Below are 23,707 nucleotides of genomic sequence, written 5' to 3' on the forward strand. Positions count from 1 at the left end.
CGCGTGGCTATGTCGAGGCCGCCAGTTCCGCAAACACACGCCGCGCCTACGCGTCCGACTGGAAGCATTTTTCCGCCTGGTGCCGCCGCCAGAATCTGGCCCCCCTCCCCCCGGATCCGGAAGTTGTCGGCCTTTACATCACCGCCTGCGCCTCTGGCAGTGCCATTGGCACGGCGACGCGCGGCGGCAAGCCAAACTCCGTTTCGACGATCGAACGGCGCCTGGCCGCGATTGGCTGGAACTGTACTCAACGCGGCATGATGCTTGATCGAAAAGATCGCGCCATCGCCACTGTGATGGCCGGCATTCGCAACACACACGCTGCCCCGCCGCGGCAAAAGGAGGCACTGCTGCCGGAAGACCTGATTGCCATGCTTGAGACGTTGGACCGCAGAACCCTGCGTGGTCTACGAGACCGGGCAATGCTGCTGATTGGATTTGCTGGCGGCCTTAGGCGGTCGGAAATCACCGGCCTCGACCTCGGACGTGACCAGACGGAGGACGGTCGTGGCTGGATCGAGATTCTCGACAAGGGGCTGCTGATCACCCTGCGCGGCAAGACCGGATGGCGCGAAGTGGAAATCGGCCGCGGTTCGTCCGAGGCGACCTGCCCAGTCGTGGCGCTCGAGACCTGGATCAAGTTCGCGAAACTCGCCAAGGGCCCCCTCTTCCGTCGCGTGACCGGAAAAGGCAAGAATGTCGGGCCGGATCGGCTCAACGACCAGGAAGTTGCTCGCCTGGTCAAGAAGACTGCCCTTTCTGCTGGCGTACGTGGAGATCTCTCAGAAGCTGATCGGGAGAATCTGTTTGGCGGTCATTCGTTGCGCGCCGGGCTTGCCTCGTCTGCGGAAGTTGATGAGCGATACGTGCAAAAGCAGCTTGGTCATGCTTCGGCGGACATGACCCGGAAGTATCAGCGGCGGCGCGATCGGTTCCGGGTCAACCTTACCAAAGCTGCGGGGCTATGAAGGTACTCAGTAGCCCCGCTGGTTTCGTCATCTAAACACCCGCCATAAGAACATCGACCGCGCGTGTTATCTGATCGCCCTGATCTGCAACATTACCGACCCGCTGCAGGCTTGCCCTGCGCACCGCAGCAATCAACCGGGTGGCAAGCATAAGGCGCATCCCTTCAAAGTCGATGTCGGGGTTGAGCTGTTTCACAGCCGGATAATCCGGTAGCAGAGGAATAACAACGACGGCGGGATCCGGAGGCAACAGGTCGCTTTCCACAACCACCATCAACACGCCCTGATACCGGGCCACATCGAACCGTCTCAACTGTTCCACGAAGGCCCGCCTGGCGCGGCAATGATATCGGCCAGAGGATGACCATTGCGCTCATGCCATTCCGCTTGCGCGGCAAATGCAGCCTCGTTCTCCGCCTGCCATTTCTTGTTTCGAGCCTCTACGATGGCTTTGAGAAGCGCTGCTTCAGCCACAGCGGACACATTGATCTGCAGCTCTCTCGCGCTGTCGAGCGCATCTGCATCCAACGTCACAGAGGTCTTGCGCTTCAGTGCACCTGTCATGACGATATGCTCCTATCTCATACCGTAAATATATACCGCAGCAAGGCAGTACGCAACCCAAGACCGCTTATCCCGCCGCCGTTCTTCTGGACTATTCACTCCGGTTTGCGTCGTTGATATCGGACAAAGAAGGCTGCCCAAGCAGCCGGTGGCCGCGTAGTTCTGTCAGAACGTGATAGAGAGAACTATCTTGGTCACGCCTCAGCGGACACGACCCGGAAGTATCAGCGACGGCGTGATCGGTTCAGGGTCAATTTGACGAAAGCAGCCGGGCTTTGGAGCCGACAGATCCCCCTCCCCTATTCTATTCACGATGCGAAGATTTCAAGAAGCTTCAGAAATCCCAGGGAGATATGAGATCAAGCCCGGTGGTCTCGAAATCGGTGAGGTTCCGAGTTGCCAGGCGGCCACCATTGACGCGGGCGATAGCTGCGATCATTCCGTCAGGCGCCGACATGGGCCGTCCCCGACGAACCGCGGCGCCCATGATTTCCCCGTAGGCAAGCGCCGCTTCCTCGGTCAAACCGAAAATCCGATCCGCGAAACGGCGTCGCCAATCCTCAAGCCCCTGTTCCAAGCGATCAGCACGCTGGTCCGGTCTTATCTTCTGGATGCCATACGCGATCTCGGCGATTGTCACCGTTGACAATGCCAGTTCCGCATCATGTCGGATCAGCCAGGCGATAACAGCTTCGTTGGGCGCTTTTTTGAGACTCTCAGAAATTACATTCGTATCGAGAAAGATCAAAGCTCAACGGCCTGATGCGGTTGCCTGTTTTCACGGACAACGGCCTCGAGATCAATGTCTGTGCCAGATTGAGCCGTAAGACGTGCGTAGAAAAGAGACGCAGGTTCACGACCAGCCTCCCGAACCTCATAAGATTCGAGAGCCCGCTCGACGACATCGGCAATTGAGCGGTTTTCGCGCCGGGCAAGACGGTGCGCCAGATCGCGGGCTTTTGAGCTTCGGACGGAGAGTTGGGGTTCAGCCATAATTGGTCTCCCTTATCTTGACCCAATATAGCGAAGACAACATCTGCCATCAAGATGGCAGGTGAAAGCATGCCATCCCAATCCCATCTCTAACCGAACAATTATCTGTATCCATTCTCTTCGAACATCAGGCTTTCGTCGGAGTCTCAGCCGACGCAAAGGACCGCCCTCTTCGGTAAGAAACCCGATCGACCGCGCCCCGAGCAGCGGTCTCGCCGACGACGCTAAGACAGAAGCGCCAAGGCGAACAATAGACGCGAACGCAGTACAAATCGCGTGATTTGACCTTAGGCCAAACATGGCAAACAAACCGTAAAGCTCGGAGCACCCTTGCAGAGAAACCTGCTTCATCAACATTCGGGACGATTTCGCGCAATTAGTCATGGAGCGGAGAAATGCCATGGTCTTCGATGAAGGCTCAAAACTTGCCACAACCGCTCGGTCCGCTGACGTGCCATAGCGCACGAGCGCACTCGGTTGGACGTTCGCAGACCCATCGCGCAATGCCTTCGACTGTCTGTTACACGGTGAGGGCGTCACATCGGACCAAGTCACGATTTTGGCCTCTTGAGCGTTTTGAGGAGAGCGTCAGACACTTCCCAGCCCTCTTCGCTGTGGTCGGTTTCAGGCATCTCAGCACTGGATTGAACCGCTCTCTTGTTCGTATCGAGCTTGGAGCGCAAAAGCGCCATCACCATTGGCCACGTCGAGAACTGGCCGCCCCTCGCCTTGTCGGTCAAACTGCGCAGATACCCGCCGGCGCTGTTGATCTGATCGGATCGCTGCAAGATCGCAGCCAGCGCAATTCCTGCTTGAAGGTCGCCCATGGCCTCGCAGGCTTCCAGCCACGCGCTGGGGCTGACGCCCAGCATCGGCCGGGCCACCTCCACAGCCGCCAAGAAATCACGCCAGTGACGTATTCCCCCGCTTTGGGCCATATCCGCAATATCGGGGCAAGCATCCAGCACTATCCCCAATGGCAGCTCTCGCTTCGGCAAGCTCCGCAGGTTATCGGTTTCTACGGCCGTGCCGCCCGCTTCATCATTTTTTCCTAAGCCATGTTCAGATTCAAAATTAGAGTCTGGTTTTGAATTCTGTATGTGGCGTTCAGAATGGGACTCATTGACGTCCGGATTCTGTGTTTTTGTGAAGGATTCCAGAATGTCATGCACTTCCGCCCATAGCTCGTGAAGCTCATCGGACAGGCTCTCTATGAATTGCCGCGGTGCTGATCGCGGCAACCGGCCAATAATCTCCTGGTAGATCTGCTGGATGCGCCCCCAGTTGCCTGGAACCCCTTCCTCGATGCCGGCGTCGATCATCTTCACGATGTCGCGGCGAAGCAGCGTCAGGCGCTCTTTGGCAACTTTGAAGGCCTTCTTCTCGGCCTGCACGGATTCTGCAAGCTGCTCGAACTCCTCGGCGCGGGCCACGATCGGCGAGAGGTCGAAGCCATAGGCTTGCTCAACCTGGCCGCCCCTGCCCTTGCGCGCGAACCGTTTTCCGTTCGGGCTATCCCGCCGCACGATCAGCCCGCAATCGACGAGGACCGCCAGATGCCGGCGCAGCGTTGTCGGCGGCATTCCATTGGCGCGTGCCATAAGCTGCTCGTTCGATGGCCAAACGATGAGTGTGCCGTCACTGGAGAGCTCGCTGTCCGGATGAAACGACAGGAGTGCGTTCAGGATAGCCAGGGAACGGTCTGTGGCGCCCACAAGGTCGCGGGCTTCACGGATTGAACGGAAGACCTTCCACTTCTCGACACTTGCGTCTTTTGGCATTGATTTTGCGGCGACTTGGCTTGCCATCAGGCCAAGCGTCATCGGCCGCCGCCCGAAGGGCGTCGTTGTCATATGCGTCTGCATTTTCTGTCACCTATTGCTAGGCAATAGAAAACTGCTCGCCGAAAAGGCGCTCACGGCTCAAAAGAGCCTTGACTGTGATTCTCGGAAGTGCGATTCTTCAGTTGCTGAGACTAAAGAAGGGGCTTCCGGAAGCGATTTCGGTGGCCTTTTTCTTTGCCAATTTATCTTCTGGCTGAAATTCCGTCGTTAAGTCAGTTGCTGCGCTCCTCTTGGCTGCTGGATTGAAATTGTCGATAAAGATCGCCGAGCTGCGCAGAAACGAAGCGCGCAAACTCCGGAACGACCTTGTCTTCGAAAATGAGGGCCGTTCGGCCGCTACGGTTCTCAATCGTGGCCGCATGCTTTCCGCTCGGGGTCTTCCAGATGTTCGAGCTTACGGGTTTTCCATCCGTTTTCTTGGGCTCAACTGCGCGCAGAACCGCCTGGAATCGCAGGTCGCTATTAGCGTCGGCGAGTTTGTCATCGCTGAAGATCGCGTCTGCCTCGAAGGAATCGCCGGCATGCGCAAGCCCGTCCGCCAGCTTTAGCCAGCGCGCACGACCGGCCTTCGGTGCTGGCCCAATGCGTTTTACGAGGTGCTCTGGTACACGACGTGCAACAGCTATGTATCTGCTGACGTCCGCTTTGTCCGAGCACAACGCCGAGACAATTGTCGATCGATCGCACCCCGAGTCCTCTAGATTCTTCGCAAAGAAAGCCTTCTCAATGAATGAGAGATCTTCGCGATCGAGGTTCTCCCGACCTTGGGCGACAATTAGCTCTTGATCCGTCAGCTTTCGGATTATCGCGAGAACTGGACGGTTGAGTATCTTCGCAGCTTTTAGCCTGCGGCGCCCATAGGCAATCTGAAACCGCCCTTGTCCGGTGGGACTGGGGCGGACGAGAATAGGGACTTGCTGCCCACTATTGGAAATGGACTGCACAAGTTCGTCGAAGGCTGGGTCAACATCGGTGGGGATGCGGTCTGCTATGGGTGACTGCTCGACAGCATCGGGCTCTATCTCGACAACAAGATCGCCTTTTTCCAGCTGCTCCTGCAGCCGGGTCGCCAGCTTGGCACCATCGGTCATCTGCTTAAGGGACGTTCCCATCGCAGAAATGGCGCCGGTGCGAACGCGTTCTGACAGCTTTTCAGCGTCGCCCGGAGCCGATGACGGTTTCTTGAGATAAAGGGAATTGATCGCATCCTTGCGGCTCATGACTGGACACCTAAGTTTGACCATTCGCTTAAGGGGAGGGGGGTTGTTGGGAACTCCCAACAAGAGTGTTTTCGGTACATAGGATCGGTGGGACAACTCTGTTGTTGGGAGCTCCCAACAAACATCAAGATGTACATCGCGCCCCAAACAGAATGCCGCGTGTTGGGAACTCTCAACACGCTCATCTCAGATTTGTGTCGGGCCCCGCTCATGGCCGCCCCCACGCCGCACGCATAAGATCTTCAATTTCACCGTTCACTTGGCCCAAAGATTCCATTGCTCGATCATACGTGCTTTTCGTAAGACTACCGGGTCCAATTTCATAAAGCGTCTGCTTAGTCAGGCCCGCGTCCGAAACAGCAGCTGACTTGACCATCGGATTGGTGAGAACATTGTCGTCAAAAAGATTGCGGAGCAGCGCAACTACTTTCGTTTGAGGAGCGTCCTGCGGCTCATAACGCGTCAACAGATATCGGACGAAATCGAATTTGAGCCTGCCGCCGGCATCGCGAACAACCCCCAGCAGGTCACGAGTCATCAAAAGGAACTGGCTCATCGATGACACGTCCAGCATCTGAGGGTGAACGGTTATTATCATTGACGTTGCGGCACACAGGCCGCTGAGTGTCAAAAAGCCGAGCTGGGGAGGGCAATCGATCACGACTACATCGTAATCGTCAGCGACATCGTCGAGCGCAGCTGCGACCCGAGCAAAAAAGATTGCTCCGCCGTCAGATGCAGTTCCATCAGCAAGCACTTTTGGTGTCGTATGTTCGAACTCCATTAGCTCCAGATTACCTGGAACAAGATCGAGACCGTGGAAGTACGTATTGCGTATCACATCACCTAGCGGCCTCCGCTCTTCGTCATATCGAATCGCTGCATAAAGCGTCTCGTTATGACCGACGTTCAGCTCGGGCAAAACACCCAATAGCGCAGACAGGCTGGCTTGGGGATCAAGATCAACTGCGAGTACACGATACCCCTGAAGCGCCAGATACTGTGCCAAATGCGCAGAGGTCGTCGTCTTGCCAGACCCTCCCTTGAAATTGGTAACAGCAAGCACTTGAAGGTGCTCGTTCTCCCGCCGGTGTGGAACGAATTCAATCGCCTCGCGTCCACGGGCGTTTTTTGCGAATATCTGTCGTAAATCATTTATCTCGGAGAGTGAGTATAAGCGTCGGCCGTTTGTGGTGGTCTCCGGTTGCGGGCCTTCCCCTGCCAATGACATTTTGCGAAGCGTCGAATCCGAGACGCCGATCAGTTTCGCCACTTCGCCTGAAGTGAACTTGCGAAGCGCTTTGCTTGCAGCAGGGGGAAACAGAGTTTCGCTGATACTATGCAACTGTGAGCCGAGAAGTTCAGCGTGGGCACCAATGACGTCGTCGACATCAGGAAGGTCTGATCTATTAATCTGCATCGGAGCGTTCACGCTAATCTCTCTAATCACGGTTATTTCGCAGAACGAGCGAATTTCCGTGATCATACGCAGCAAGCGTGGCCTAGCAAGAATATTTTGGTTAACGAGCCCTTATCACGAACCGGCTCTGATTTCGAAATATCGCACTCTGCGAAGCAATTTCCTACGGTTTTTCATAGCGTTACGGCAGAACGATGAGATAGGTAGCCAGAATTTTTTGCCTGCATTTCTGCTTGGGCCAGTCGACAGATTTTCCGATTGGCACGCAGCGATCAGCCGAGAATCCCAGGAATCAGCCAACTTCCACCTCGACTCAGCAAAGCGAGTCGCGAAAAGGCCCTTTAGGGAGTGGATGCCGGTGTAAACTGAGGTCCGCGCTAGCAGAACTACCGTGATAACCGATTATCCATTATCCGGCAGGCTTTCGTAATAGGCGAGCATGACGGGCAATAAGGCGACGGCGCTCTCCTTTTTTGCGTCAGGCAGGATCTGATTTAGGGCGATTCGAGAGGCGTGGTCGATTCAGACATGGACGAGGGGGCGTCGCCTTACCCAATGATGAGCATTCACCGGATGTGGGTCTGAACAATGTCCTCTTTCGGGAACAACCTATGCGGCCTTTATGACCCAGATGAGGGCGCGTAGCTAACGCGGTTGTTGTGGAAAACTAAGTTTCACGACAACAATCTACATCGCTGAGATTGCTACAGGATTCCTGTCGCAAAAGCCTAGTATTTGCGACGGCTTCGGATGCATCGGTGTCCCGCGAGCAGCATTTTGACATCTGCTGGCAAGACCTTCAGTCGTATTCTGCTCGAAGCACCTCCCATTCCTCAAGGAGGGTCGCGTATCGGTCGCGAAAGTCGTCCCCTTCGTTTCCCTCAAGCGGGTAGCGATCAATTGAGAAGGGTTCGCCGCGAATGACGTCCAGAATCCGGATCTCCTCGTGAGGTACAGTGAGGAGTGCTTGGCCCAACAGCCATAGGCCGAGCCGTGCACCCTGCTCATCCAGAACAGGGGTCTCTGAGAAATAGGGGTAAACGTAATGCTCATCGCCACGACCATCGCGGGCGGACAAAATGTTGTCGAGCTTCACTACGGCATTGAGCCCGGGAAGCGGAAACTGCGTCCCGAGCTGTCGTCCTGGCGCAAAGGGTGCGTTCGTCCACCGGCGCCTCTCGTCCCACCAAAGTAGGAAACCATCCCGTAACTGCGGATAGAGGTTTTGCCGGCGACCATTTCCAGCAATCCGTCCATCAGTCGCAGCGTGCAGATCGTGCACACCGAAAACATGTCGCTTCGCGTCACTCCAGAATGGCCAGTAGAAATCTCCGCCGCCCTTGCCACCGACATCCGCCGCTCGCGCACGATCCTCTCGAATGTCGGCCCGGAGCGCCGATCGGCGAGGACCTTCCGCGAGGAACGTAATCTTGAGGAGTTTGCGAAGGTGTATGCGGCGCATCGACATCTCGATCTCCCGGAAACATCAAGACTTAGTGACAACTAATTCGGCGATCTTAGCCGCGACTTCCGCCATCGACTCTTCGGCAGTGCTCAGCCCAGCTCTGGAGGCTAGCAGAAGGCTGACTTGCTCCAGCTCCTCATAAGTTGTTCCGTGAACAACTGGGACGAGCCGCTCACGCCTAAGAAGCGCCGACAGCTCTTTGTCTGCAATACCTTCTGCCGGCAGGCGGTGCAGCATAGCCGGAGTCACGAGAACGATACCAACGCGGGAATTCACCAAGCCCTTATCGATGGCCCGCATCATCGGCACCCCGAGGCCAAGATCCTTCTCACTAAACCACACACGAACACCACGCGCTTCGAGCAAGTCATGTAGTTCCTTGGCAGATCCTTGCCTGTCATCCCAAGCGTGACAAAGAAAAACGTCCCGAAGGTCAGGCTGCGACGCCGCTAGGTTCTCAACATTTTCACGAACAGGCGTAAGCGATTGCACTTGTTCGGGCGTATACCACACAGCCGAACCGGCTCCCGACCAACGCGGCTTTGTAGTGCGGCGGCCCCCCGATCCACCACTGCTACCGCTTCGGCTACTGCTGCTTCCATACGACAAGTATGAATGAGCCGAGGCAGAACGGTACCCGCCGCCATATCCCCTGTAACTGCTATAGCCACCGTAGCGGCTTCCGCAGGCAGGACAGTCGGCAGCCGCAGCGGCTGATCGATGGCCCCTTACTGGGGCGGTGCATCTAGCCATACCGTACTTCTCCTTCCAGATCCGCCGGTTCGCGGATACCCTCACAAAAAAGACCGCGTTATGAACGCGGTCTTGGTGGATCAGCCCTTTGGTGGGTAGGGATCATTGCCATAACTGTCGCGTTCACGGATCTGACCGTTTCGGCCGTGGATCAACAGTTCCGACTGTTGGTTCTGCGCGATCGAACGAGCATGAGCAGTTGCTTCAGCTTGGGTAGAGTGAACCGCAGTGGCGCGGCTGTTCCCGGCACCCTGCACTGCCCAACCATTCGCGTGAGGCACAACGTGTTGGTTTTTTCCTGACATCTTCATCACCTTTTTCCATCCTGATGCGAACATGTCGTAAGATATGGTGAACGATGACTGCGTTGTCAACTGCAAACGTATCGTTCATTTGACAGAACGGCGTTTTCCACATATTGGCTCCTTCCGCAGAGCATTTAGGGAGATCGGAAATGTCATTAGCGTCGAAGCTCAAGGAGCTTCGGTTGAAGCGCGGAGAGTCGCTCCAACAAGTTGGCGATGCCGTGTCTGTCTCGAAGGCTCATATTTGGGAACTGGAGAAGGGAACCAGCACCAATCCAGGACTTGAGCTTCTGAAGAAACTAGCAACTCATTTCAACGTGACCGTTCAGTACCTTGCCGAGGACAAAGCGGACGAACACGACCAATCTTCATTACAGTTTTTCCGTGAATTTGGCGGCAAGCTTTCGGATAAGGACTGGGAAACGCTGCGTGTTGTCGCCGACCGCCTGAAGGATAAGGAATCGAAATGAACGACGATCTGATGATGGATCTCGCGGACTGTGCCGCACCCGAGTCCATCATCGCTTGCATCCTACGCCATCACCCGCACTGGACAGCGCCGGTCCCAATCGAAGATTTGGCCCGCTCTATCAACATTATCGACATTCTGGAGATGGAAACGGAGGAGTTCGAGGGCGGCCTCACCACCGATCCAGAAAAGCAGAAAGGCGTCATCCTCTACAAGGCCGGGACAAAAGGGGGGCGTCGGCGCTTCACCATCGCTCACGAGATCGGACATTTCTTGATCCCGTCGCATAAGGGGGATCAGCGCTGCACGAAAAAGGACATGAGCGAGCGGCGGACCGAAACGGTTGTTCAAAAACAGGAAACAGAAGCCAATAGGTTCGCGGCCGGCTTACTCATGCCAAGGCCATGGTTTGTTTCCGATATGCGTAAACTAGGCGATGCCGACGTAGAGCACATCAAAACGCTTGCTAGACAATACGGGACAAGCGTCGAGGCGACTGTAGCCCGGTATGTCGAGCTGACCGATGATTGCTGCGCGTTCGTCTTCTCGAAAGACGGTATCATTCGATACACTAAAGCGACGAAAGATTTTCCCCCTCTATCGGTTCGCTACAAAGATCACCTTCCAGAGCGAAGCCTCTCCAGGCCGTCCACTGACCGCGCACACGGTCCGTCTGAATGGGCTGAAATTCAGGGAAGTGTCTGGCTAAACGATGAAGGCCGCTCTCATTTACCAAAAGTGCTAGAGCAGACGCTGCTTCAACGGGAGGGGTACCGGCTCACCCTGCTTTTTATCGCTCCCGATGAAATTGAGGACGCCAAGGAGATCGAAGCCTTGGAAGAAAGTTGGACACCACGGTTCCGCCGTTAAGATGGCCCACCATTGAGAGATTGCTGCTTTTAGCCCCGCCAAGCCATTAAGCAACGTCGCGGTTATTCTGATTTTCAGACGGTGCACGAAGGCACTTTTGCGACACCTTGAGCAATTTTGCGTGTAGGCCATTGCCATCTGGTCAGCAACCGCTTCCAGGTATCTGCTGACGCACTCTCTATGTCTGATGTCGGGGCGCAATCCTGTTTGGCCGCTTCGGGGCCGTGAGGGGACTGGCTGGTTTCGAGAGGCCACTCAATCAAAGCAGAAGTAACGGAGATCCGTTTCAATCCCGAGCATTCTGTTGACGCTCTGGCCAGCCTTTCAGCTTGATGCAGCCAAATCCCGATTCCATGTTGGAGTGTATTGCGCTAAAAGGGGCTTCGGTTTCACGATCCAATTTGCGGTTCTAGTAAAGGAATGAACATTTACAGCCCAGCCCACCTGCCTGCTTTGACACGGTTGTTCTCCGCTACCGTTTTTCGTGAAATGGCGAAGAACGGCCGATCCAGTTTGTTCCGTCGGCTGATCGTGCAAACCGATTTGATCGAGCACGCCGACCAACGCGCGACTGTCGGCGACACTTTCGACTCGGCCTTCCAAATATTAAAGGTTGCGGGGCACCGCGACGAATACATTTATCGTGCGGCGATCAGCCACAAAGTGCTGATGGGAACGCACTCGCTCCGCACGGCCTCGATGCTCAATGAGTTCCGTGCTGGCAGTTGCAAGGCGGATCTTGTTATCTTGAACGGCACTGCTACCGTCTATGAAATCAAGTCGGAGCGGGACACGCTCGCGCGGCTCGCCAACCAAGTCGAGAACTATAAGCGTGTCTTTGCCAAAGTAAACGTGATCGCTAGCGAAGGACATGTTGAGGGCGTGCTTGCAACTGTCCCAGACGATGTCGGAGTGATGTGCCTTTCGAAGCGCTATCGGATCAAGACTATGCGCGAAGCGGTCGATTGCCCCGAGCGTATTTGCCCGGTGACCGTCTTTGAATCGTTGCGCATGACAGAAGCCATCGCGATTTTACAGGCGATGGGCGTAACGGTGCCGCAGCTTCCCAATACTAAGCGACACGCCGTGATGAGTGACCTTTTCGCCGCGCTCGACCCGGTTGGTCTTCATGTCGAGATGGTGCGAACACTCAAGCGGACGCGCGATCTCGCACCGCTAGGCGACTTAGTCGATCGTCTTCCCAAATCCCTGCAAGCTGCGGCGCTGTCCGTTTCAATACGCCGCGCTGACCATTCGCGACTTGTAGACGCCGTCGCGACACCGCTGCGTGCGGCCATGGCCTGGAGCTGACTGACGCATGTACCACCCCTATTTCCGCGGAAAACAGTTTGAGCTCATTACGATTCGAGAAATGGCGACTCTGCTCGCAGAGAAGAATTTTGTTCCTGTGATTGAGCCCGTGCGTGAGGCGCTGGGCGGCCTCTCTAAGACCTTGACCGCAGTTTGCGCCGCTGGCGGCCGCGCAATAGTAATTGTGAACCCCTATCACGGCGACCATCAGGACGACGGTACGAGCATCACCAGCCTCCTTCAAGAAGGCTTTGATGGTTCCGACAATATAGCCGCAGGCATACTGTTGCGTAGCGACATGTCCGTAGACGATGTGATGGCCTGCTATGACCATCATGCCCATCATCATCCCGTGCTAGTCCATGCTGGCTTCACTGAGCCCAAGGCGCTTGCAGCCAGACTGGAAGACGGCATGACCGAGCTTATGAACGTCTTCGTCGAAGACCATGCAAAGCTGCTCTATCGTAAACATTTCGACCAGAGCACGCGCATACTAGTGCGCGACGGCTTCAAGCGGCAGCGCAATGCCGATTATCCGCCGTTGGAGGAGTTCTCCGATCTTCACGTCACCTATGGCGATCTCGGCATGGCTGGCTTTGGCGACTTTCTGACAGTCGGCGACGTCTACAGCGAGGGCGGAGGTCCGGCCTACGCTGTTGCGATACACCTGACCTTCATCGATCCTGACAAGGACGATGTCATGTACATCCATCACTTCGTCTCAACGACAAAGGACACGCCAACCGATCCTGCCGGCAAGTTTGCGCAGGCGCTGGCGAAACTGATCGCAAAACTGGAAAGCGGCTCCTCCCACATTCTTGAGACGGATGCGATCAAAGAGTTTCGCGGCCTGCATGCTAAGGGCCATTTCCCTGGCCTCGGCTACATCAAAAAGCTTTCGATGAAGCATCACATCGAGACGCTTGCCTACTATCTTGGTTGAGCCCGATGGCACAACGCTTTTGCTGCCCGGAATGCTTCGACGATCGCGGCTTGCGCGATCAGCTTTTCCCATCACTCGAACCCGGCCATGGTGCATGTGATTTCTGCGGGACTATGGACACGCAACTCGTTGAGCCGGGCAAGCTCGCCAATTTTTTTGAGCTGCTCGTCAATGTCTATGAGCCGAGTGAGGACGGGAAATCGCTGGTTGAATGGATGAAGCAGGACTGGCAGCTCTTTAGTCATCCTCGCATGGACATTGCCCACGCAAAGGAACTGCTCGGTGAGATCCTCGATGACGGTGAGATAGTCCGACGCAGTTTCGCCCCGTCGGCAAGCTATATCAGCGAAGGCCTCGCGCAGTGGGATAAGCTGCGTGACGAGATGATGTATGCAAATCGTTGGTTTCTCGACGTTGCAATTAATGAAGAGCGTCTCGAACAGCTGCTCGACATGTTGATTGCACCCCCATTACCCCGGCAATGGCATCGAGCGCGCATCCGCACCGAGGATGAGACATTTCCGATCGAGAAGATGGGTGCACCGCCGAGACGACGCTCGTCCAATGGGCGGGCCAATCCGGCCGGCATCCCCTATCTCTATCTGGGCTCACTTCCAGATACGGCTGTAGCTGAGATCAGACCGCATACGGGCGAGGTTGCTTGCGTTGCTGATTTCGCGATCCCCGAGATCAAGGCTGTGGACTTGCGCAACCCGCGCAAGCTCGTCTCACCCTTCATCTTGTCCGAGTCGAGCGCCATAGGTCAGTTGCGCGCGGACTTGCCACTTCTCGTGCGTCTGGGTGAGGAATTGACGCGGCCAGTGCAGCCAGCGGGCGCGGCAATCGACTACATTCCGAGCCAGTATCTGTGTGAATTCATCAAAAAGAAAGGTTTCGACGGGGTGGTCTATAGTAGTTCGGTCAGTGATGGTATCAATCTCGCGCTGTTCGATCCCGCTCAGGCAGTAGGCGGCACGGTAGCGCTCTACAACGTATCTAAGGTGTCGGTTCAAGTGGTCGCTACCTGAGAAGAGCGCACTTTAATACCGGCGGCCCTCGCGAACAGCAAATTTCAGGATCTCCAACCGAATGCGCGGATGGCCGACACGAGGGCGCAAACCGGCCAATGTGTTTATCGGCCGCTTGTGAACCAACATGTCGGTCGAGGGTTAATCTGTTCTCAGCGCGCGCAAGTCGCGTAACCAGTCAAGTTAAACTATGATCACTTCGGACGGACATCGAACATCATCCAACGATGGGGCAGGGCTGGCCGCCGCTTGGTTATCACACCTCGACCGGCCCGCGCATCCAAGCCATTATGCATCTGTCGTCATTCTGACATTTGATTGTAACTCACGAACGATGTTCGATATTGCGACTACGTTTGATTCGGGAACGGCCGACTGCTCGGCGCGATGATAATACCTGACCGCCATCAATGTCCCACTGACAAAGAAGCCATAATGCTTTTCGGTGTTTCGAATGACGAAGGGCGAATGCCTTTCAAAATCGGGGAGCCCGGCGCCAGGATCACGTGTCCCGTCATGAATATTGCGATCATGCGATGTTAGCAACGCCGAATTTCCCTCCCCGAAAGTCATCAGGTTTGCCTCGAAAATCCCGACGTTTCTCCCAACTTCAAAGATTCGGGATGCGTTCGGATTTATCAGAATGGGCTCGAACTCTGGAGTGTAATGCGTAAAATATTCTGACTTATCTGGATTGTAGATTCGTATTCCGGTCGGAAACACCTCAAGATATTCCAATAAATCAGTGTAATGCTTGCGATACTCTGAGTACCCCTACCCCGGCCCATAATACATTTCCCACACATTCATAAATTGAAAAAAGAACGGCGTTCGACTGTCGATCTTCTTATAGAATAATTCCTTAAAAATTGGATCTTTTCCATAAGATATGAAAAAATTCCTGTCCGTAAAACTGATCAGGATATCTGCATCTCTCAACTGGTCGATAACTTTCTCAAACAACTCTTCTTCAAAGTAAGGATTCACATATTCATGGTGCGCAAAGCAAATTATCTCGTCCTCAATTGGCGATGTCGCGAGCCGAAGCGCATCCAAACAATTTTCAACGACTCCATTCGGCCCATCATTTATATCCAATACAAAATATTTCATACCAATAACTCCCTTGTTTCTACATATATAGTATTCGATAAAACTAATTCCGTCAATATATGAATAAAATATTAATTCGGAAATGTTTTTATATCAAGTTATATAGTAAGTAGTGTGATTTTATATTTATTTGTCATACTATGCATTTCTACTTATAGAAGCGGAGCTTCAAATGAAATCTGAAGCGAACCCTCTACCGGGCGAGGGCGCCTTCTGTAGAGGCAGGAAAACGGCTTCAGCGGATTTGACCAAGCGTCTTAATCCCTCATTACGCCCACACATAGAGAATATTAAACTCTGGAATTTATTGCACATAATCGTTCTGTATTATAGGCTAGACATTTTATACTAATTTTCTATTGACCAATATAGTTTTATATAATAATATAGTTGAAGAATGAGGAGTATAAAAATGAATTGCTATAACGAATACAACTTCATCCACGAGTATGATGCTGCAGCACGAACCGGAAAAATTTCCAACTACGAATATGCCGGCCGGCTGCTGCTGCCTGGCGAAAATGCATCAATCATTGTCAGGAACGGCAGCATAACCGCTGCTATCGGGGACGATACTGCTCCGAAAGAGCATCCGATTCATGCTTTCTTGGCAAATCATGAAGACGAGATCCGATATGTCACAGCTCATGATCTGCGCTCACATCAAGAAATCATAATTGCTGGTCGATGGCATCCAACCGGAGACGACGGAGAGTCCTTTGAGCCGTACCTTACCCGCAGGATTACCTATGCGGGCTCGGCGAAGACCTCAAAATATGACTACGATTTTTTTGGCTTTGGCGGCTACGGTTTTACCATTGAACTGAACTCTCGCACAGACGGCCAAGGCGCATTTGCAGCAATGGTAGCTGCGACGGCACATTACACCGATTACAGTCATCTGCGTCCGGGGCTTGCTGAGTCCCTTGGCCTTCCCACCGGAATGCTCTGGTTTCCGGTAGTTCCATCCGAGTTACCATTTCTGGTCGTCGAGCACGCTATGCAGATCATGCAGGAGCGTTCGACTGTTGCTAGCGCCGGTCATGCCGGCGTTTCGCAATGAGCTGGACGGGAGAGTCATAGCTCAGCCCCTATCGAATCTATTCTTTCAACAACAGAACCGAAAAGGAATCTTCAATGCCAACTCTTGCAGGAATTCACAGCGCATCTCGCATGCAGCGAGCTATGCAGCAAAGTCCGATCCCGGAAATGATCGCAGATCTCGCCGCTGGCAATATTACGCCGGCATCTTCAATCGCAGAGCTTCGGATGCGCTATCGTAAAGACCGGCTCTGCGAAGGGGAGGCAAAAGCCTGCATGACTCATGCCTGTCACGCGCATGCGACAGCAGTTGGATCGGTCCTGGTCGTGACAGATGACGAAGGAAAAATCTGCTTTGGGTATGTCCCTGACCCAGGCCTGGACACGGATGATCCCGAAATGGCGACTGTGTTTCAGCAGCTTGGAAAGGCGATAGACGCTGGTCATGCAGCCGGAATCGTAGCCGCGCGGCCGACAACCGATACCTCTTCATCGGTTGAGTACCCCGTGTTTGCAATGCCTGCATTCGAATACGAGCGCGATCATGGCCAGGCGGTCGGAGCGTATGGCACATACGTAATAAGTTTTCGTATTACCGTAACTCGGCCGACCGCGAGCTCCACACCAACCGGTTAAGCGCCGCTGATACTTGGCAATCGACATCGTGTAGAGGGTGCTGTTCCCATCTCCGGAAATGTCGAGAACTACCTTTCTGCTGTCGGTCGTCACCATCTTCCGACTGCTGCAATTGCGCCGATTGGACCGCTGGTTGCCTTCCGCAGCGACCTCTTCGATGCGCACTTCGTCGAGATGGGCGTCGATTTCCGTGCTCAGCGTACGTTCCGCGGGCGCCTTGGTCAGTCCTGCCAAGGCCCCGGTTTTGCCAATTAGGTCGACGGACGTGCGGCCTTTCATCAGCAGGTCCAGCAGGTCTTCATCGATGCTGGTGCGAGGGTCTCCTCTTCGAGCAGCTAAGACGTCAGCGCACACAACATCGGACAGTCTCGCCACGCGCATGCGGTGAAACAGACCGGCGTGTTCGAACTCATTCGTCACTCTCGCCGATACTTCATATCGACTGCCGGGCAGTGGACGAACGCGGTTTCACGGGCGGTTGTGCGATCATTAGGGATCACATGCGCGAGCGTGATCGGCAGCGTAGAGCGCAAGGCGCTCTTCTTCGTGCTCAACCTACCCCAGCAACAACAAAAAGCTGGATGCCTCGATTTACCGAACAATTTTCACCGAATCTGCGATTTCCGCCGTGTTGGCGCGTGAGGGACGGTGATCTCGGGGCTACAGGCTCGCTATTGAATGCTGTTTTGGAAGCTTTGGGCGCCATAGATGCCGGACTTCCGTCATGCAGGCGCAGTTCGCCCTTGATGCCAGACGTAGCGGGTCAGATTGTAGACGATGTTGGCCATCCCGATCTTCACTCGCGCCCGCTCGATTCCGATCGTTCTGATAAAAAGCCCCATCTGTGACTTCTGACGGGCAAAGACATGCTCGACAAACGCATGGACTTTCGAGCGACGGCCATTCGCCCTTGATGTTGCCTCGCTCATCGGTCGGCCTTTCGGTTTCCTGTGATGGATATCGCTTTCATAACCGTTCCGCTCCAGCCAAGCTTCGTTCTTCTTGGACCGGTATGCCGTGTCAGCCCAAACCTTTGAACCGGTATTGTCAGGGTTGAGAACATTGCGAAGCTGAGCGCCGTCATGAGCCGAAGCGCTGGTGACATTCCAACCACGAATGAAGCCGCAATGCCGGTCGATGGCGGCATGGTTCTTGTAGCCAAAGGAGGGAACCGCAATGTCACGCTGGCGAACCGTGCCATCGACATCGGGTTTGGCCTTCGAGAACTTCACCGTCCATCTTGCATCGGCATCCTTCTGGGCTGCCTTTGCCGGTTCATCCGGCCAGATCTCTTTTGCTGTCTTGCCAGACTTGATCGCTTCCTTCTCACCATCGCTGTTGCGCTGCCTGGGTGCTGCAACAAGGGTGGCGTCAACGATCTGTCCGCCTTTGGCCAGATACCCCGACTTTGAGAGATGCTTGTCGAAACGAGCGAACAGATTGTTGATCGCACGCGCCTGTACGAGATGCTCCCGGAAAAGCCAGATCGTCTTGGCATCCGGAACCTTGTCTCCAAGGCTGAGCCCAAGGAACCGCAGGAACGAAAGTCGGTCGTTTATAACAAACTCAGCCTGGTCGTCGGACAGATCATAGAGCGCCTGCAGGACCAGGATTTTGAACATCATGACCGGATCAAACGGAGGCCTGCCGCCCTTGGCACCGTCCGATCGCTTCAGCGCCTTGGCCAGTGGTTTGCGCAAAACTTCCCATGGAACCACCTCGTTGAGCTTCACCAGCGGATCGCCAGCCTCGCTCAGCAGTGCATATCGCTCATCAACATCCCAAAAACCAGCCTGTCCCCCGCATCGCCAATGCTCCGATTCAACCAACACCGATTGAATCAGATCACCGCAAAGTTGGCGAGGTTTTTAGAGGCGTCCAGCTAAGCACCACCGGCGCGCAAAGGCGGCCCGACGGATCTGATTTCGTGTAACAAGAATTGATATTACACTCTAATACTTTTATCCCTAAGAGCTTTATAGGTTCAATACAACTTAATTGTTCTTTAAATACATAATTAATAAGTTGACTTGCTGTGAAATACATATTATTATAAGAGTCATATTTTTTAGGAGTTGGCATGAAATACTTTGTTTTAGATTTTAAAAGCAATCAGAATGATTTTGTATCTAGATACATATCGGCCTGCGTAGGCGCCTTGCGACATGCAACACGGGGTGAACACACGGAAATCATTCAGTTCGGACGTGATGAATATATGCACCACCCGGATCCAGACGAATTTTTTCGATGCATAGTCGAAGAACTTCGCGATTCGGACATCATACTTGGATTTACTAACGATAACATGCTAACATTTTTAGATAATATTGCTGGATTTCGTGACGTCTTGTTTGACAAGATTGATAATCATACACCGTTCTATCTGCAATTTACCCAATTATGGGAGGCCATAAATGTTTGTTGTGGCGTAATGACCCGTCAGGCCAATAGATATAACCAAGTGCTACATAGGCTTCATGTCTATCCGACAGAATTTAAAGTACGCAGTTCAGAATGGTTTTGTGGAGTTTTTACTCAGTACACCGTCAGGTTTGAGCCCTCCAAACTGGACCCACGCATATCCACTGTCTTTGCAAATGAAGAGAAGGTCTGGATGGACGAGACTAGTCTGATGACTTTTGGCGCAGGCAATACAGCCCTGCTTAGATCCAACGAGGGTCATCGCAATGTGAATCCCTGGGATCCCAACGCCAGATTGATCGACTACGAAAAGCATTCACCGTTCGTCATAAGAAAGACTGAAAACCATTTTGGGTACCTGGTGAGCGGAATGTTTTTTGCGGTCGATTGTGATTTCGAGGCAAGTGCAAGGTCTGTCATGGGGGCAAACATTACCGCAATTTCCAATATCGTACGGGATCTGCAATCAAACGTAAGAGTAGCCGCTGATGCGTAACCGTGTGCCGAGCGATTGTTCAATCCATTAAAGGTCCGATTACTGAGGCAGCGCATCATGCAGACGCTCAATGCCTGTCTCGACACCTCAAGGATCGATGCGGACGAAGCCAGCTGCGGCAAATTGTATAAGCAAGTCAGGCGCAAGACCGCGACGTCGGGTTGGTATCGTTGACATGACGAAACCGAACACAGGCGTAAGCAGCGACACCTGACCATACACATAGCTGTTCGACTACCCTATTTGGCGAATGCGGGATGACGTCAACGCTGGATGCCTGCTGGACATAAGGTGCGAGCGGATAGGTTCACCAAAGGCAGAACCGGAAACAGACGCATGCTGTCTTGGAATTCTCCTGAAACTTGGTAGTGTGAGAACGAAAAATGAACGACATTCGGCTACATTGAGTCGAATCGCATGATCAACTTCGAGGACAGAATGACCGACGCGAAGCCAACGTTTTACGAATTCTTCGCCGGCGGCGGCATGGCGCGCGCCGGTCTCGGCGACGATTGGCGATGCGTTTTTGCAAATGACTTCGACTTCAGGAAGGGCGTCGCATATCAGTCGAACTGGGACAAGAACAGCCATACCGTTATGAAGGTCGGCGACATCAGAAAGGTCGAGACCAGCGAATTGCCTGGAGCCGCCGATCTTGCCTGGGCATCGTTTCCTTGTCAGGACTTGTCGCTTGCCGGCGGCGGCGCCGGGTTGCGCGGCGAGCGCTCGGGAACCTTCTATCCGTTTTGGAACATCATAAAGCTACTGATTACTGAAGATCGGGCGCCGCGCGTCGTCGCGCTGGAGAATGTCACCGGCACGCTGACCAGTCACGGCGGCAAGGACTTCGCCGCCATTTGCAAAACGTTCGCGGAACACGGCTACCGGTATGGCGCGATGGTCATCGACGCGGCGCTCTTCGTACCGCAGTCGCGCCCTCGCCTGTTTGTCGTCGGCGTCCGCGACGATGTCGAACTCGACGAGAAGATGGTCTCGCCTGGACCGATCGAGCCTTTTCACACAAGGGGCCTGCAAACCGCCTACGGCCGCATTGACGATGCCGCCAAGGCGAAGTGGCTATGGTGGAACATGCCGACGCCACCGCATCGCAACACCGTTTTCGCCGATCTGATCGAAGAGACGCCGGAAAGTGTGAGCTGGCACACCGCTGCCGAGACAAGCCGATTGCTGGGGCAGATGTCAGCTATCAATCTCGCGAAAGTGGAAGCAGCAAAGCGTGCAGGACGTCGCATGGTCGGGGCTGTCTACAAGCGCACACGGGTCGAGCAGGGCGTCAAACACCAGCGCGCAGAGGTTCGGTTCGACGACCTCGCCGGCTGCCTCCGCACCCCTGCCGGCGGCTCATCGAGGCAGGTGATCATCGTCGTGGACGGCAATCGCATCCGTTCGCGCCTCATCTCGTCCCGTGAGACTGCTCGGCTGATGGGCCTCGACGAAACATACGTGCTGCCCAAGAACTACAATGAAGCATACCATCTGACCGGCGACGGCGTGGCAGTCCCGGTCGTGCGACACCTTGCGCAGCACGTCATAGAGCCTATTCTCAAGCGCGCGAAGATGAAAGACGCTGCGGCGGCGTGAACATCAACCTCTGCGAACAGAACGCCGTTCGGCGCGACAAAACGAGAAGTTCGCAGAGGAGCTCAAGCCGTAGGTCCATCTGCTCTAGAACCACACAAGCGATTGGAAGTAGGCCCGAGACAGCGGCCTTCTTCGGGACGCTACGATCGACGCTACCGATGTCGTGGGCAATGCTTGGCGGCGCTTCAAGCGAATTGCAGGTTCGTGCAGCGCGCCCTCAAACAGATGGACGACGCCAAGCTCATCTAGAGCTGGGGATCTGAGTGAGACCGCGGTCAGGGTGGCGACGCCGCAATAGATCACGGGCGCGACGCTGTCACACGTCTTTCATAGTTATCTCGGTGATCAAGTTGACAGTCCCAACTTCGCGGATCTTGTAAACCACCTCACTGGCGCGGCGAGCTGGCCCAAGACACTCGCTGCGCGCGGCGGTATAGTTCATGTCGAATCGGAGTGACGCCAATTCGAAAGGCCGAAATGACCGACACGACCATGTCAGACGAAATCAACATCCCGCCGTTTGAGACCGAAGACTTGCGTCGGAACCTTGTGACTTTCCTCGACAGCGAGTTCGACGACCCCGTCGTTGGCGGCACGCGCCGCGTCGGCAACTTTCGTTGGGGCGTCTATATCTTCTACGACTATGACGGCGAACCAATCTACGTCGGGCAAACAAACGAAATGCTCCGCACCAGGATCAGACGGCATCTGACCAATCAGAGGACGGATGCAGTGGCGATGAGCGTCCTTGACCCATTCGAAGTCTATGAAATCGAGGTCTATCCGCTTCCGCAATTCCAGGACGTCAGCGGAGCCGCCGATCGCGCTGCCGCCCGGGCGCATCTCAACGCCCTTGAGCACGCAGTCTACGGCAAGGCGATCGCCGGCAGCCAGTTCAAAACCATCCTCAACGAGAAAGATCCGCCGGCCCCGACCGTGGAAGTTGAGATACCGCCATCGTTCCGTATGCGCGTCGTCTCCGACGACGTCGCCAAGATCCGCAGCCATCCCGATTTCCGGATCGCGCGGCGATCGCTGATAATTTCGCGATTGGCCCAAGTCATATCGGAGCGAAAAGTTCAGGGCGGCCTGCGCCGTGTGCTGCTTACCCAGGCAAAACGGCTTCAATGGCTGGCCGACCGTCGCTATCAGGCGCTGGGCGGCTCCTTGTCCGTCGAGGCGGAGAATGTCGAAGAAGACGACAACGACTGATCCAGTCCGCAGCGGCATCATGCGAGCGGTAAAATCCGCAGGCACCAAGCCCGAGATGGTCGTGCGCCGGCTGGTTCACGCCATGGGCTACAGATACCGGCTTCATCGCAAGGACCTCCCCGGCAAGCCTGACCTAGTCTTCGGCCCACGCCGCAAGGCCATCTTTGTCAACGGTTGTTTTTGGCACGGGCATGACTGCAGCCGGGGCGCGCGACAGCCAAAAGCGAACGCGGAATATTGGCGCGAGAAGATAGCCCGCAACGTTGAGCGCGATGCCACCAACGAAATTGCCCTGAAGGCCGCCGGCTGGAGCGTCCTCACGATTTGGGAATGCCAGACAAAAGTCCAAGATCGAGCCCATCTCGAGCGGACGCTGCGTGAGTTTCTGGACTAGGCCTACGGAAGCGAAGCGGGAGCGACTGGCGCCGCCCCTGCCGGCGCTGAGACCTACAGTGATGCGATGCTGCTCTAGGCCTGTTGACTGAAACGATCACGGGTTTCGCTTAGCAAGGCAATCATCGCCACTACGATGGCACCCACATTTCGCGTGGCAATGGCGCGACCGTGGTATCGCGCCGGAAATGAACCCGGCGATCTTGCATCGCGTATTATTGGATGGCGATTTCTACAGAGATGCTTTTCTGATCCAGCGTCACGCCAAACGCTGCAATCATGTCGTTCCAACCATGCTCGGGTCATGCTGCGCCAGCTCGAACAATGCCTGATCTCGCTCGGCCCCAATTGAAATCGTGTTCCATGACCCTGTACGTTTCTGCGATTCATAACAAACGAATCTCGATTCATTATTATGAAGTAATGGGGGGAAGACAGCGGAAAATCAAAAACACCGTTTACAGAGACCATGGGAGAGGCTGGCCTGAGGATCGGCATCGAGGGTGCCAACAATTCAGTGTCCGTCGCCAGAAAGAGCCCGCTTTCGGGGCCTTTACTAATGATCCAAGTCTCAAGGCTGATCGGGTTGATCTCAAGGAAATTTGGAAGCTGCGCCGAGCACAAATAGAAGGTGCGT

General features: G+C 54.7%; 25 protein-coding genes and 1 pseudogene. 12 read left to right on the plus strand and 14 right to left on the minus strand.

Features of this window, described 5'->3' with window-relative positions; all coding sequences use genetic code 11:
- The coding region (locus SPHINGO391_RS02140) for a site-specific integrase (RefSeq protein WP_152007296.1) at window positions 1-968 on the plus strand (968 nt) is incomplete at its 5' end.
- A 31-nt stretch (window positions 969-999) separates the two neighbouring features.
- Here the strand turns inward: SPHINGO391_RS02140 and SPHINGO391_RS02145 are convergent.
- The 11 genes and pseudogenes from SPHINGO391_RS02145 to SPHINGO391_RS02195 all read right to left on the minus strand — a co-directional run bounded on the left by SPHINGO391_RS02145 (window position 1,000) and on the right by SPHINGO391_RS02195 (window position 9,532).
- The gene (locus SPHINGO391_RS02145) at window positions 1,000-1,290 is read right to left on the minus strand and encodes a CcdB family protein (RefSeq protein WP_210385744.1); all 291 of its coding nucleotides are present in this window, start codon (window positions 1,288-1,290) and stop codon (window positions 1,000-1,002) included.
- Window positions 1,278-1,532: a type II toxin-antitoxin system CcdA family antitoxin gene (locus SPHINGO391_RS02150; protein WP_152007297.1), complete on the minus strand. Its 255-nt coding sequence runs from the start codon at window positions 1,530-1,532 to the stop codon at window positions 1,278-1,280. Before SPHINGO391_RS02150 ends, SPHINGO391_RS02145 begins: the two co-directional genes overlap by 13 nt.
- Window positions 1,533-1,866: 334 nt before the next feature.
- Window positions 1,867-2,280, minus strand: coding sequence for a type II toxin-antitoxin system VapC family toxin (locus SPHINGO391_RS02155; protein WP_152007298.1), 414 nt, complete (start codon window positions 2,278-2,280; stop codon window positions 1,867-1,869).
- The gene (locus SPHINGO391_RS02160) at window positions 2,277-2,525 is read right to left on the minus strand and encodes a plasmid stabilization protein (RefSeq protein ID WP_152007299.1); all 249 of its coding nucleotides are present in this window, start codon (window positions 2,523-2,525) and stop codon (window positions 2,277-2,279) included. Before SPHINGO391_RS02160 ends, SPHINGO391_RS02155 begins: the two co-directional genes overlap by 4 nt.
- A gap of 551 nt (window positions 2,526-3,076) precedes the next feature.
- Window positions 3,077-4,390, minus strand: a complete 1,314-nt coding sequence (gene repC, locus SPHINGO391_RS02165) for a plasmid replication protein RepC (RefSeq protein ID WP_152007300.1) — start codon at window positions 4,388-4,390, stop codon at window positions 3,077-3,079.
- A gap of 191 nt (window positions 4,391-4,581) precedes the next feature.
- The gene (gene repB, locus SPHINGO391_RS02170; RefSeq protein ID WP_152007301.1) at window positions 4,582-5,589 is read right to left on the minus strand and encodes a plasmid partitioning protein RepB; all 1,008 of its coding nucleotides are present in this window, start codon (window positions 5,587-5,589) and stop codon (window positions 4,582-4,584) included.
- A gap of 208 nt (window positions 5,590-5,797) precedes the next feature.
- Complete coding sequence (repA, locus tag SPHINGO391_RS02175; RefSeq protein ID WP_152007316.1) at window positions 5,798-7,009, minus strand: plasmid partitioning protein RepA; 1,212 nt, start codon at window positions 7,007-7,009, stop codon at window positions 5,798-5,800.
- Between the two features lie 417 nt (window positions 7,010-7,426).
- Window positions 7,427-7,543, minus strand: a pseudogene (locus SPHINGO391_RS02180) (IS481 family transposase); the annotation flags it as partial.
- A 265-nt stretch (window positions 7,544-7,808) separates the two neighbouring features.
- Window positions 7,809-8,477, minus strand: coding sequence for a hypothetical protein (locus tag SPHINGO391_RS02185; protein WP_152007302.1), 669 nt, complete (start codon window positions 8,475-8,477; stop codon window positions 7,809-7,811).
- Window positions 8,478-8,495: 18 nt separating this feature from the next.
- Window positions 8,496-9,227, minus strand: coding sequence for a toll/interleukin-1 receptor domain-containing protein (locus SPHINGO391_RS02190; RefSeq protein ID WP_152007303.1), 732 nt, complete (start codon window positions 9,225-9,227; stop codon window positions 8,496-8,498).
- 80 nt (window positions 9,228-9,307) lie between these two features.
- On the minus strand, window positions 9,308-9,532 hold the full coding sequence (locus tag SPHINGO391_RS02195) for a DUF2188 domain-containing protein (RefSeq protein ID WP_003571562.1): 225 nt from the start codon (window positions 9,530-9,532) through the stop codon (window positions 9,308-9,310).
- A gap of 149 nt (window positions 9,533-9,681) precedes the next feature.
- Here SPHINGO391_RS02195 and SPHINGO391_RS02200 point away from each other — a divergent pair, with 149 nt between their 5' ends.
- The 5 genes from SPHINGO391_RS02200 (at window position 9,682) to SPHINGO391_RS02220 (ending at window position 14,153) form a co-directional block, all read left to right on the plus strand.
- Window positions 9,682-10,002: a helix-turn-helix transcriptional regulator gene (locus tag SPHINGO391_RS02200; protein WP_152007304.1), complete on the plus strand. Its 321-nt coding sequence runs from the start codon at window positions 9,682-9,684 to the stop codon at window positions 10,000-10,002.
- Complete coding sequence (locus SPHINGO391_RS02205) at window positions 9,999-10,871, plus strand: ImmA/IrrE family metallo-endopeptidase (RefSeq protein WP_152007305.1); 873 nt, start codon at window positions 9,999-10,001, stop codon at window positions 10,869-10,871. Before SPHINGO391_RS02200 ends, SPHINGO391_RS02205 begins: the two co-directional genes overlap by 4 nt.
- 420 nt (window positions 10,872-11,291) lie before the next feature.
- Entirely contained in the window at window positions 11,292-12,182 is an 891-nt protein-coding gene (locus SPHINGO391_RS02210) for a sce7726 family protein (RefSeq protein WP_152007306.1), read from the plus strand.
- Window positions 12,183-12,189: 7 nt separating this feature from the next.
- Window positions 12,190-13,125 (plus strand): sce7725 family protein, encoded by a 936-nt coding sequence (locus SPHINGO391_RS02215; protein ID WP_152007307.1) that lies wholly within the window; start codon window positions 12,190-12,192, stop codon window positions 13,123-13,125.
- A 5-nt stretch (window positions 13,126-13,130) separates the two neighbouring features.
- A complete protein-coding gene (locus SPHINGO391_RS02220) occupies window positions 13,131-14,153 on the plus strand; it encodes an RES family NAD+ phosphorylase (RefSeq protein WP_152007308.1) in 1,023 nt (340 codons plus the stop codon).
- Between the two features lie 774 nt (window positions 14,154-14,927).
- Here the strand turns inward: SPHINGO391_RS02220 and SPHINGO391_RS02225 are convergent.
- Window positions 14,928-15,266 (minus strand): hypothetical protein, encoded by a 339-nt coding sequence (locus SPHINGO391_RS02225; protein WP_152007309.1) that lies wholly within the window; start codon window positions 15,264-15,266, stop codon window positions 14,928-14,930.
- A gap of 412 nt (window positions 15,267-15,678) precedes the next feature.
- Here SPHINGO391_RS02225 and SPHINGO391_RS02230 point away from each other — a divergent pair, with 412 nt between their 5' ends.
- Window positions 15,679-16,329: a hypothetical protein gene (locus tag SPHINGO391_RS02230; protein WP_152007310.1), complete on the plus strand. Its 651-nt coding sequence runs from the start codon at window positions 15,679-15,681 to the stop codon at window positions 16,327-16,329.
- A gap of 467 nt (window positions 16,330-16,796) precedes the next feature.
- Here SPHINGO391_RS02230 and SPHINGO391_RS02235 read toward each other — a convergent pair whose 3' ends face one another.
- Both SPHINGO391_RS02235 and SPHINGO391_RS02240 read right to left on the minus strand, forming a co-directional pair.
- Window positions 16,797-17,363, minus strand: coding sequence for a transposase (locus tag SPHINGO391_RS02235; RefSeq protein WP_152007311.1), 567 nt, complete (start codon window positions 17,361-17,363; stop codon window positions 16,797-16,799).
- Window positions 17,364-17,665: 302 nt separating this feature from the next.
- A complete protein-coding gene (locus SPHINGO391_RS02240) occupies window positions 17,666-18,772 on the minus strand; it encodes an IS5 family transposase (RefSeq protein WP_152007317.1) in 1,107 nt (368 codons plus the stop codon).
- 251 nt (window positions 18,773-19,023) lie between these two features.
- Between SPHINGO391_RS02240 and SPHINGO391_RS02245 the strand changes: the two genes are divergently transcribed.
- The 5 genes from SPHINGO391_RS02245 to SPHINGO391_RS25070 all read left to right on the plus strand — a co-directional run.
- Window positions 19,024-19,863: a hypothetical protein gene (locus tag SPHINGO391_RS02245; RefSeq protein WP_152007312.1), complete on the plus strand. Its 840-nt coding sequence runs from the start codon at window positions 19,024-19,026 to the stop codon at window positions 19,861-19,863.
- A 417-nt stretch (window positions 19,864-20,280) separates the two neighbouring features.
- Entirely contained in the window at window positions 20,281-21,465 is a 1,185-nt protein-coding gene (dcm, locus tag SPHINGO391_RS02250; RefSeq protein WP_244615087.1) for a DNA (cytosine-5-)-methyltransferase, read from the plus strand.
- 477 nt (window positions 21,466-21,942) lie between these two features.
- Window positions 21,943-22,677, plus strand: coding sequence for a GIY-YIG nuclease family protein (locus tag SPHINGO391_RS02255; RefSeq protein ID WP_152007313.1), 735 nt, complete (start codon window positions 21,943-21,945; stop codon window positions 22,675-22,677).
- The gene (locus tag SPHINGO391_RS02260) at window positions 22,652-23,071 is read left to right on the plus strand and encodes a very short patch repair endonuclease (RefSeq protein WP_152007314.1); all 420 of its coding nucleotides are present in this window, start codon (window positions 22,652-22,654) and stop codon (window positions 23,069-23,071) included. The genes SPHINGO391_RS02255 and SPHINGO391_RS02260 overlap by 26 nt, the downstream gene beginning before the upstream one ends.
- Before the next feature lie 362 nt (window positions 23,072-23,433).
- Window positions 23,434-23,707: hypothetical protein (locus tag SPHINGO391_RS25070; protein ID WP_210385745.1), on the plus strand; the 274-nt coding region annotated here is incomplete at its 3' end.

This window comes from Hoeflea sp. EC-HK425 (genome assembly GCF_902498795.1).
Taxonomy (GTDB): domain Bacteria; phylum Pseudomonadota; class Alphaproteobacteria; order Rhizobiales; family Rhizobiaceae; genus Hoeflea; species Hoeflea alexandrii.

What these genes read in the sequence shown, in the direction of transcription:
- SPHINGO391_RS02150 (WP_152007297.1), bottom strand. Translation starts at nt 1,532, where the DNA reads ATGACAGGTGCACTGAAGCGCAAGACCTCTGTGACGTTGGATGCAGAT.
- SPHINGO391_RS02160 (WP_152007299.1), bottom strand. Translation starts at nt 2,525, where the DNA reads ATGGCTGAACCCCAACTCTCCGTCCGAAGCTCAAAAGCCCGCGATCTG.
- repC (WP_152007300.1), bottom strand. Translation starts at nt 4,390, where the DNA reads ATGCAGACGCATATGACAACGACGCCCTTCGGGCGGCGGCCGATGACG.
- repB (WP_152007301.1), bottom strand. Translation starts at nt 5,589, where the DNA reads ATGAGCCGCAAGGATGCGATCAATTCCCTTTATCTCAAGAAACCGTCA.
- repA (WP_152007316.1), bottom strand. Translation starts at nt 7,009, where the DNA reads ATGCAGATTAATAGATCAGACCTTCCTGATGTCGACGACGTCATTGGT.
- SPHINGO391_RS02185 (WP_152007302.1), bottom strand. Translation starts at nt 8,477, where the DNA reads ATGTCGATGCGCCGCATACACCTTCGCAAACTCCTCAAGATTACGTTC.
- SPHINGO391_RS02190 (WP_152007303.1), bottom strand. Translation starts at nt 9,227, where the DNA reads ATGGCTAGATGCACCGCCCCAGTAAGGGGCCATCGATCAGCCGCTGCG.
- SPHINGO391_RS02195 (WP_003571562.1), bottom strand. Translation starts at nt 9,532, where the DNA reads ATGTCAGGAAAAAACCAACACGTTGTGCCTCACGCGAATGGTTGGGCA.
- SPHINGO391_RS02200 (WP_152007304.1), top strand. Translation starts at nt 9,682, where the DNA reads ATGTCATTAGCGTCGAAGCTCAAGGAGCTTCGGTTGAAGCGCGGAGAG.
- SPHINGO391_RS02205 (WP_152007305.1), top strand. Translation starts at nt 9,999, where the DNA reads ATGAACGACGATCTGATGATGGATCTCGCGGACTGTGCCGCACCCGAG.
- SPHINGO391_RS02210 (WP_152007306.1), top strand. Translation starts at nt 11,292, where the DNA reads ATGAACATTTACAGCCCAGCCCACCTGCCTGCTTTGACACGGTTGTTC.
- SPHINGO391_RS02215 (WP_152007307.1), top strand. Translation starts at nt 12,190, where the DNA reads ATGTACCACCCCTATTTCCGCGGAAAACAGTTTGAGCTCATTACGATT.
- SPHINGO391_RS02220 (WP_152007308.1), top strand. Translation starts at nt 13,131, where the DNA reads ATGGCACAACGCTTTTGCTGCCCGGAATGCTTCGACGATCGCGGCTTG.
- SPHINGO391_RS02225 (WP_152007309.1), bottom strand. Translation starts at nt 15,266, where the DNA reads ATGAAATATTTTGTATTGGATATAAATGATGGGCCGAATGGAGTCGTT.
- SPHINGO391_RS02230 (WP_152007310.1), top strand. Translation starts at nt 15,679, where the DNA reads ATGAATTGCTATAACGAATACAACTTCATCCACGAGTATGATGCTGCA.
- SPHINGO391_RS02245 (WP_152007312.1), top strand. Translation starts at nt 19,024, where the DNA reads ATGAAATACTTTGTTTTAGATTTTAAAAGCAATCAGAATGATTTTGTA.
- dcm (WP_244615087.1), top strand. Translation starts at nt 20,281, where the DNA reads ATGATCAACTTCGAGGACAGAATGACCGACGCGAAGCCAACGTTTTAC.
- SPHINGO391_RS02255 (WP_152007313.1), top strand. Translation starts at nt 21,943, where the DNA reads ATGACCGACACGACCATGTCAGACGAAATCAACATCCCGCCGTTTGAG.
- SPHINGO391_RS02260 (WP_152007314.1), top strand. Translation starts at nt 22,652, where the DNA reads ATGTCGAAGAAGACGACAACGACTGATCCAGTCCGCAGCGGCATCATG.